This window comes from Pseudoalteromonas sp. S3431 (genome assembly GCF_000690035.1).
GTDB lineage: Bacteria > Pseudomonadota > Gammaproteobacteria > Enterobacterales > Alteromonadaceae > Pseudoalteromonas > Pseudoalteromonas fuliginea.
On record NZ_JJNY01000097.1, the window covers coordinates 1 to 9,313 of the forward strand.

Below are 9,313 nucleotides of genomic sequence, written 5' to 3' on the forward strand. Positions count from 1 at the left end.
ATATAAGCAGATTGGTATTAAATACTTGCAGGCATTTTATTACAACTAGCGTAATAACTTACCGTAGCAGGCCAATCTGAAAATATAGCCATAACCCCCACGTCTTTTGCAAGTACATCAACAACCGTCATCATATCGCCATCGTTATCTATAACATCAGCAATTGATTGATAGTAATAACCGCCGCCTTCATTTAGCGGGCCTGAGCGCTCAAGGCTCCATGCAATAAGCGCTAAACCTGCCGCTTTAGCGTCAATTGCATATTGCGAGGGGACGATATTGTTTTCGCTATCTATTGTTAGCATCATCCAAATAGGAGGGGCTAAAATTTTAACGCCATCGGCAACAAGTTCATCCATGCTCGGTTGCCATGTTTGCGGGTTACTTGGATCAAAACCGGCTTCACTGTCGCGACCATCTAGGTATACGCTTTTGTCTGCAAAGTCAGGGTTGTTGTTAATCCAGTATTTTACGTCATCAAGGTTAAATGATTGCGGGTAAACTTTTGAGGCTGGCACATCCAGTTGTGTGTACTCGTCTAGCATTTTTTGCGCATATTGCTCTTGTGTCATTCCATCAAATGGCATACTTACTTGTGGCGATTTTAGTTCTGGGGTCATTTTTACACCCAGCTCATTAAACAGTGCAATGCTTTGTTTATGGGTCATCAATGTGCCGTTGGTGGCATATAAATCAGTGCGCCAACTTGGTGTACCATCCATGTAATCGGCAACGGTAGTTGCATTAGTGTTTGCACCATCCATTTTACCTTCAAGGGTCAAAAATTCCGCTAAGCTTATGTCGCTGGTACAACATTTAGCTGATGCAGCAATACCATTAGCAGGATTGGCTGGTGTAAATGGCACACTGCATTTCGCTGCAAGTTCAGGAATGGCTAAAATATTAGTTGTGGTATGCAAATCGCATTGAGAGTGGCGACAAACAAGCTCTTTGTCGTTTGTAAATGTAACATCGCATTCAACAATGCCTGCGCCCATTCTGGCTGCAGCAATGTAGGCTTCTTTAGTATGCTCAGGGTATTGCATTGGCGCACCGCGATGACCAATGGAAAAATCAGTACGATAAAATGGCCCTTCGCTGCATGACTCTAATTTTGTTTTTAGTGTGCTTTGCGCCATATCATCAATTAAATAGTCGGGGCGAGTGCCTAGCTGAATATTTGCGCCTTCAGCAACCTCTACAACAATGGGCGTAGGTACTTCAACAATTTCCACTTCGGTGTTGGTAACAACCACTTCTTTTTCTACTATTTCTACATCGTCATCACAGCCTGCAAGTGCGGCTAACAATATACAGCTTGTAAGTAAGGTAATACGTTTCATTGTTTATCCTTAAAAAGTAAAATTTGTACTACCTTAATGATTATTAATGACAATTTAGCTACAAACTTATTAATTCACTTTTTATTAAGCATTTGATTGACCAATAATGCACCTAACATTATAGCTGCTCCAATACTTAACCTAACTATGTCAGCGTCTCTGTTCCAAATAAGCACGTTAACAATAATCCCTGCTGGGATAAGTAAGTTATTCATGACTGCTAGAGCTCCAACGTTGACAAGGGTTGCGCCTTTATTCCACATAAAGTAACCAAGGCCTGATGCAACAACCCCTAAATAAATCAGTATGCCCCACTGAGTAGAAGTGGTTGGTAATTTGTTTGAATTGCCAAATAATGCATAACAAATTATGGCAATAATAAGTGCGCCTATAAAAAACCATCCGAACACGGTTTTATCATCAAGTTGATTTTTATTCATTAAGCGTTTATAGGTGACTTGGCCTACAGCAAAACTTATATTAGCACCTTGAACTAATAGTAAACCGATTATGAAATTGTTATTTAGGTTTTCGTAACGAATAGTAATTGCGCCGATTACAGCAATAAGCGCGACTATAAAAAAGCGTGGGTTAAAGCGTCTATTCAATGCATCATTTAGCAAGGTAATGTACAAAGGAGTCATTACAGTAAATAGCAGCACTTCGGGAACGGTTAAAAATAAAAATGAGTGGTAGTAAAAGCTATACATAACACCAAGTTGTATAGCGCCAATCAGCATAAGCTTTAAGGCTAAAGGTTTAGGCGTTTGTTTAAGCTTTAAAAAAGGTAAAAAAATCAGTGTTGCTAGTGCTATGCGTATTAATACGCTAAACCAAGCGTCAACTTGTCCTGCTAAGTACACACCAATTAAACTAAACGAAAATGCCCATAGCAAAGTGACTGTAAATAAGTACTGCATAACCATCATCTTTTAATAAATATTGAGCTAAGTTTATCTGTTATATGTGAGGGTATAAACAATAAAAGCCCGCAAGCGGGCTTTTATAAAAGTGAGCTTAATAAATTAAGTTATTTACTCAACTAAACCACGGCGCTTAAGTAATGCGTCGGTAGTTGGTTTTTGACCTCTAAACTCAATGTAGCTTTGCATTAAGTCGCGGCTGTTACCTTTTGATAGGATTTCTTTACGGAACTTGTCACCATTTTTACGTGTTAAGCCGCCGTTGTTTTCCATATGTGCAAAGGCATCTGCTGCAAACACTTCAGTCCATAGGTACGCGTAGTAACCTGCTGAATAACCACCTGCAAATGTGTGGCTAAAGAAGTTTGATTTGTAACGCGGTGGAACAGGGTAGTAAGCAATACCGTGTTTTTCTAGCGCGTCTTGTTCAAACTTTTGAACATCAGTAATTTTTTCATCAGAACCAAATGAATGCCATTCCATATCAAGTAGTGCAGCGGCTAAATATTCAGTAGTGCCGTAACCTTGGTTGAATTTTTGCGATTCAAGTACTTTATCAAGTAAAGCTTGTGGAATTGGCTCACCTGTTTTGTAATGCTTAGCATAGTTTGCAAGTACCGTTGGTTCAATCATCCAATCTTCGTTTGCTTGCGACGGAAATTCAACAAAGTCACGCGCCGTTGCAGTACCCGCTAAACTTGGGTATTTAACATCTGAGAATAAACCGTGTGCAGCATGACCAAATTCATGGAACATAGTAGACACTTCGTCAAACGTCATTAGCGTAGGTTCGCCTGCAGCAGGTTTTGGAATGTTCTGCGCATTGTAAATAACTGGTTTAGTACCTTTTAAGCCACTTTCGCTTACGTATGCACTCATCCATGCACCGCCACGTTTACCTTCACGTGCATATGGGTCTAAGTAAAATAAGCCGATAGCACTGTTATCAGCGTTAAATACTTCGTATACAGTTACATCTTCATGATAAACGGGAAGATCTTTACGTTCTTTAAACGTAATGCCATATAGTTTATTCATCGCGAAGAATAAACCGTCGTGAATTACCGACTGCATTTCAAAGTATGGCTTAACAAGTGCTGGGTCTAAGTTGTATTTTTCTGCACGTACTTTTTCAGCATAAAAAGTCCAATCCCATGGTTTAAGCTCAAAGCTTTCGCCTGAATCGTTAATCACTTTTTGAATAGCGGCTGCTTCTATTTTGGCTTTTTCAACTGCTTTTGGCGCAAGGTCGTCTAGAATGCCATATACATTGTCAGTTGTTTGCGCCATACGCGATGTCATTACATAAGAAGCCCAATCCTTATAACCTAAAAGCTCTGCTTTTTGAGCGCGTAGGTTGGTTTCTTTAATTATGATAGGGCCGTTAGTTTTTGCAGCACGATTTGCAGAAGCTTTAAAAATTTGCTCACGCAGGTCGCGGTTTTCAAGGCTGCTTAAAATAGGCTGTTGCGTTGTATTTACTAACGTGATCATGTAGCCGTCTTTACCCGCCTTTTTAGCAGAAGCTGCAAGACCTGCAATTTCACCTTCAGAAAGACCGGCTAATTTACTTTTATCAGTAACGACAATGACGTCTTCTTTATATGATTTTAAAATGTTTTGTGAAAACGCGGTCGACAGTTGAGCTAGCTCTGAGTTAATTTCACGCATTTTAGCTTTTTCAGCGTCATTTAATTTAGCACCTGCTTTTACAAACTGCTTGTAGTAAAAGTCAACTAGACGTTGATCTTCAGCATTTAATTTATCTTGATTGTCATAAATTGTTTGTACGCGCTTAAATAATGCACCGTTTAAGTAAATGTCGTCTGAGTGAGCTGATAATACCGGCGCCATTTTTTCATCAATGCGCTGGTATTCGTCATCTGAAATTAAACCCGATAAGTTGTAAAAAGCAGCCGATACGCGGTTCAATAACTCGCCTGATAGCTCCATTTTAACTAATGTATTTTCAAATGTTGCAGGTTTTGGGTTATTAGCAATAGCTTCAATTTGCGCTGTGTGCTGTGCAATACCAGCATCAAACGCTGCTTCGTAGTCTTTTGTGCCAAATTTATCAAATTCTGGCGCCATATATTGCAATGGGCTTGGTTTAAATAAAATATTGTTTGCGTTCATGTCTTGCACTTGTGCTGCGCCTTCTTCTGCCGTTTTTGTTGTTTCATCTGATGAACAGGCCGATAGTATTAGGGCACTAGCAATAGTAGTGGCGATCAGTGTCTTACGCATAATAACTCCATAGAAAGATTAGCCGGAATAGGCTTTATGAGTTTAAAAACCCAGTTAACTTACCAAATTCTGATTTATATACAATAAAGTTTATCGATATTAAGCGGGATTTGAACGCAAATTAGCTAATAACAGGCATTTAGGTAGGTAAATACAGCTCTAAAACATCGTTTTAACTACAGTGAGTATCAAAAGAGGCGCTGTTTATACATTTACTCTTGCTATGCAAGTAGACACCCTATTTTATTGCGATGCTCTAAAATGTAGGTTAGGGCGTGTTGAACTTTGGTGGTTGAACTTGCATCAGTATGTTTGGTTTTTAGGCAAGGCAGAGCCTATGAAGTGCGGTTATTCCCCATAAAAAGGCGATAACGTAGCACAAAGACCAAGCATGCGCTGCCCGTCGGGTTATTTCTAAGGACGATTAACTCTTTGTTGCTTACAGGATGTAGATAAGGGGCGTGAGCAGGATGCGGAAGCTTTGCTCGGTTTTTACTGAGCCCACTAGGTTACAAACCTCGCGCCACTTTTTAATAACTAGAGGGGACTTGCTGCAGTAGGAGTTAAATCAGTGCATATTGAACTTATTAACAGTGTGTTTAAGTTATATTATGACGTGCTAAACTTACCCAACACTGAATCACTTTCACTCTATAGCGATTTAACTTTAAAGCGCTCCTTGCTTGTATTGGAAAATAAATGACGTTAGAACACATAAACCAAATTCTTGCCTTCGTTGTATTTAGTTACAGCGATGTACATATTACCGTTGCAAAAATCATTAAAGTACCTTTAATACTTTTCGCCATTTGGTTTGTTGTTACGCGTATTGGTAAGTTGATAAAAAAAACCTTACTAGCAAAAAAGTTAAGCCAAGACGCGGTGCATTTATTCACTCGTATCTACTTTATTATAAGCATTGCGATTTTAGTTTTTACGTCCTTAGAAGTGCTTAGTATCCCCGTTACTGCATTTGCATTCGTATCGGGCGCTATTGCTATTGGCGTTGGTTTTGGTGCACAAAATATTATCAACAACTTTATAAGTGGTTGGATATTGATGTGGGAGCGACCAATTCGTATTGGTGATTTTTTAGAAGTGGGTGATGCAAAAGGGGTTGTAGAGACAATAAATACACGTTCAACACGTATACGCCGAAACGATGGTGTGCATATGCTGATACCCAATAGCCAGCTATTAGAAAATACAGTAACTAACTGGACACTAATTGATGGTAATGCGCGTTCAGCGGTGAGCGTTGGTGTTGCATACGGATCGGACGTACTGCTGGTTAAAAAGCTAATTCAGCAAGTACTTGATGACCATGAAGCTATATTGGCTAATCCAAAGTCGTCAGTACTATTTGATGACTTTGCAGATAGCTCACTTGTATTTAACGCTATTTTTTGGGTGTGCGCAGAGTCGGAGACTATGCTTAGAAAAGTACGCAGTGATATTCGCTTTAGTATTTACGCTGTATTTGAAGAGCATGATGTAGTGATTGCTTTCCCGCAGCGTGATATTCATATAGATGGTGAAATTGCACTTAAGCGTATCAAATAAAAACATTCAGTTATCTGAATCCATAAAAAATAAAGCTGCCGTGTGCAGCTTTTTTATTTTCAAACTATGTTCCTGTTTTTTATTTTTGTTTAAAAAGTGCAAGTGGCTACTTTGTTTGGTGTTTTTTTATAAGGACATATGTCCTTATTTGTTGTGTTTTATACCTTTAAATGTATAAAAATGGCATAACGTGTAGTTAAATGTTGCAAAAGAGTTTACTTTTTTGCTCATCTTTTTGCAGTAAAATTATTACGTGGTGGTATAATATCGATCGTTCGTTCAGCCTTATAACATCGTTTTTGTACTCTCGATAATAAGGTCCGCGCAGCCTATAGCAAGACGCGAAAAATTGGTCGAACCCGCAATCTACCTCCATGGTATAAATTGCGCAACACATAAACCGTTGAATAAGAGTGCACACAAAAGGTTAAACCCAACATGAAAGCAATGAAACGATCTACGTTAGCAACCCTAATTAACGCAACGTTGTTCTCTGCAGTAGCAGGTACTTCATTTTCTTCTTTAGCTGCGCAAGAAACAGCTAAAAAAAGCAACCAATTAGAAGTTATTCAAGTAACCGCTCGTAAACGTGTCGAAAACGCTCAAGAAGTACCCGTGGCAGTATCTGCATTACAAGGTGATAACCTTGATGTGTATAGCTCTGCCGGTATGGATATTCGCTTTATGAATGCGAAAATTCCAAGTTTAGCGATTGAGTCTTCTTATGGCCGTACATTTCCACGTTTTTATGTTCGTGGTTTAGGCAATACCGACTTTGATTTAAATGCATCACAACCTGTGTCACTGGTTGTTGACGATATCGTTCAAGAAAATGCGATTCTAAAAGGTTTCCCTGTATTTGATGTTGAGCGCGTAGAGGTTTTACGTGGTCCGCAAGGTACATTGTTTGGCCGTAATACACCGGCTGGTCTTGTAAAATTTGATTCGGTTAAACCTAGCCAAGAATTTGAAGGTTTTAGCTCAGTATCATATGGCACAGACAGTGCCGTTGATTTTAGAGGCGCGGTGGGTGGTGGTTTAACTGATAATCTTTCAGCACGTGTTTCTGTTCTTTGGCAAGACAAAGATAATTTTATTGATAACCGTGCGCCAGGTTTTGAGCAAGATGATGTACTAGGTGGTTACACCGATAGAGCTGCACGTATCCAATTTTTATATGAAAAAGATGATTTTTCAGCCTTACTTAATTATCACGTACGTAATATGGATGGCACACCTATTCCATTTCGTGCGAATGCAATTAAAAGTGGCACTAACGATCTAGTTGATGACTTTGATTATAAAGTTGTTTACCACGATGCAGCAGCACGTGAAAAGCAAACTGTTGATGCACAAGGTTTAAGCTTAAAGCTAGAATATGATTTTAATGATTACACTATTACTTCAATTTCAGGTTGGGAAAGCGCAGAAGTAAACTCGCGTGGCGATATTGATGGTGGTTATGGTGCTGACTTTTTAGGTGAGTTTCATGGTCCAGGTTCAATTCCATTCCCATCAGAAAGTGAAAGTGGTTTACCAGATCACGACCAATACACGCAAGAATTACGTTTAGCGAGTAACTTTGACGGCGATGTTAATTTTCAAACCGGTTTATTTTATTTTGATGAATCAGTAACGATTGAAAACTTCGGCTACAATACGTTAGCTGGGGGCGCGTTAAACGGTTACGTTAATCAACAGCAAGATACTAAAGCTTGGGCTGTATTTGGTTCTGTAGATTACACTGTTTCTGATGATTTAAAACTAACGGCTGGCCTTCGTTACTCTGACGATGAAAAAGACTTTGAAGCAGTACGTAAAATAGTTAGCGATGACTGCCTAAATAACTTGATACAATGTACAAACGATATCACCCGTACAACTGATGTAAGTGATGATCATGTAAGTTGGGATATTTCAGCGTCTTATAAATTAAATGATGATGTTAATTTATATGCACGAGTTGCAAATACATTCCGCGCTCCTAGTATTCAAGGTCGTATCACGTTCTCTGACGAGGTTACTACAGCTGACTCTGAAACTGTTACTTCATATGAGACAGGTTTCAAATCAGACGTACTTGATGGTCGCGGGCGTGTAAATGCGAGTATTTATTATTTTACTATGGATGATCAGCAATTAACTGCTGTAGGTGGGACTGCAAATACCACAAGTTTGCTCAATGCAGATAAGACAACAGGTTATGGTTTTGAACTTGATACCGAGTGGGTATTAACTGATGAGCTTAATGCCACGTTTAACTTTAGTTATAACAAAACAGAGTTAAAAGATAACAGCATTACCATTCCTGTACCAGATCGTGACACATTGCATATTACTGATACGACAGTGAATGGCAGAGCAATCATTGATGGTAATAGCTTACCTAATGCACCTGAGTTTATTTCTAACATAACACTTCGTTATTCAAAAGAACTAGCCGATGGTAACTTTTACGCTTACACCGATGTATCGTACCGCAGTAAAGTTAACTTCTTCTTATATGAAGCGGTTGAGTTTGAAGGCAAGCCGTTAACAGAAGTAGGTGTGCGCGCCGGTTATACTTGGGCTCAGGATGATAATGAATACGAAGTAGCTGTTTTTGCTCGTAACTTATTTGATGAGCAAGTTGCTATTGGTGCAATCGACTTTAATAACAACACAGCAATGGTTAATGAAGAACGCTATGTTGGCGCTGAGTTTAAAGTTAACTTCTTCTAAAGATAACCTTAAATTATATTAATTTTTAAAAGCCTGCCTTGTGCAGGCTTTTATGTTTTTATAAAGCTGGTAAAGTAGCGTTAATTAATTTAAAGAGATAAAAAGATGGCTGGATTTTGGAATTACCGTATAATTTTTTGTGAAGCAACGAAAGACGAAGCAGCGCAATATCAAATACACGAAGTGGAATATAACTTGAACGGCAAAGTAACTAACTGGTCAGAAACAGGCGCAGCCCCTTTTGGTACAACATTAGATGAATTAAAAGATGACTCAGAGCGTTTAAAAACAGCATTTGAAAAACCTGTACTTAAAGTTATGCGCAAAACGCGTGGCTATGAGCTTGTTGATGTTGATACGGGTGAGGAAGCAACGGGTGAGCCGCCAGCAGGCTTAACGCAATAACTGTATTTATATAAAAGGTGCTTAAGGCGCCTTTTTTTATTGTCAAAATTTAGCTTAGGTTAAATAATACCAATCTGCTTATATATGGGTTCTATTTAACGTTAAGAAAAT

The 9,313-nt window shown here is 38.9% G+C and carries 6 protein-coding genes; 3 read left to right on the plus strand and 3 right to left on the minus strand.

Translation table 11 applies throughout. The annotated features are described in order from the left end of the window. Positions 1 to 17: 17 nt before the first annotated feature. The 3 genes from DO88_RS01805 to DO88_RS01795 all read right to left on the minus strand — a co-directional run bounded on the left by DO88_RS01805 (position 18) and on the right by DO88_RS01795 (position 4,513). On the minus strand, positions 18 to 1,343 hold the full coding sequence (locus DO88_RS01805) for a glycerophosphodiester phosphodiesterase family protein (RefSeq protein WP_033040862.1): 1,326 nt from the start codon (positions 1,341 to 1,343) through the stop codon (positions 18 to 20). Positions 1,344 to 1,417: 74 nt separating this feature from the next. Beyond that, positions 1,418 to 2,263: a carboxylate/amino acid/amine transporter gene (locus DO88_RS01800; protein ID WP_007376881.1), complete on the minus strand. Its 846-nt coding sequence runs from the start codon at positions 2,261 to 2,263 to the stop codon at positions 1,418 to 1,420. 114 nt (positions 2,264 to 2,377) lie between these two features. Continuing rightward, the gene (locus DO88_RS01795; RefSeq protein WP_033040863.1) at positions 2,378 to 4,513 is read right to left on the minus strand and encodes a M3 family metallopeptidase; all 2,136 of its coding nucleotides are present in this window, start codon (positions 4,511 to 4,513) and stop codon (positions 2,378 to 2,380) included. 699 nt (positions 4,514 to 5,212) lie between these two features. Between DO88_RS01795 and DO88_RS01790 the strand changes: the two genes are divergently transcribed. The 3 genes from DO88_RS01790 to DO88_RS01780 all read left to right on the plus strand — a co-directional run bounded on the left by DO88_RS01790 (position 5,213) and on the right by DO88_RS01780 (position 9,202). Continuing rightward, positions 5,213 to 6,076, plus strand: coding sequence for a mechanosensitive ion channel family protein (locus DO88_RS01790; RefSeq protein WP_008137029.1), 864 nt, complete (start codon positions 5,213 to 5,215; stop codon positions 6,074 to 6,076). A gap of 438 nt (positions 6,077 to 6,514) precedes the next feature. Beyond that, complete coding sequence (locus tag DO88_RS01785) at positions 6,515 to 8,797, plus strand: TonB-dependent receptor (protein WP_033040865.1); 2,283 nt, start codon at positions 6,515 to 6,517, stop codon at positions 8,795 to 8,797. 105 nt (positions 8,798 to 8,902) lie between these two features. After that, the gene (locus DO88_RS01780; protein WP_008134692.1) at positions 8,903 to 9,202 is read left to right on the plus strand and encodes a hypothetical protein; all 300 of its coding nucleotides are present in this window, start codon (positions 8,903 to 8,905) and stop codon (positions 9,200 to 9,202) included. Positions 9,203 to 9,313: the final 111 nt, after the last annotated feature.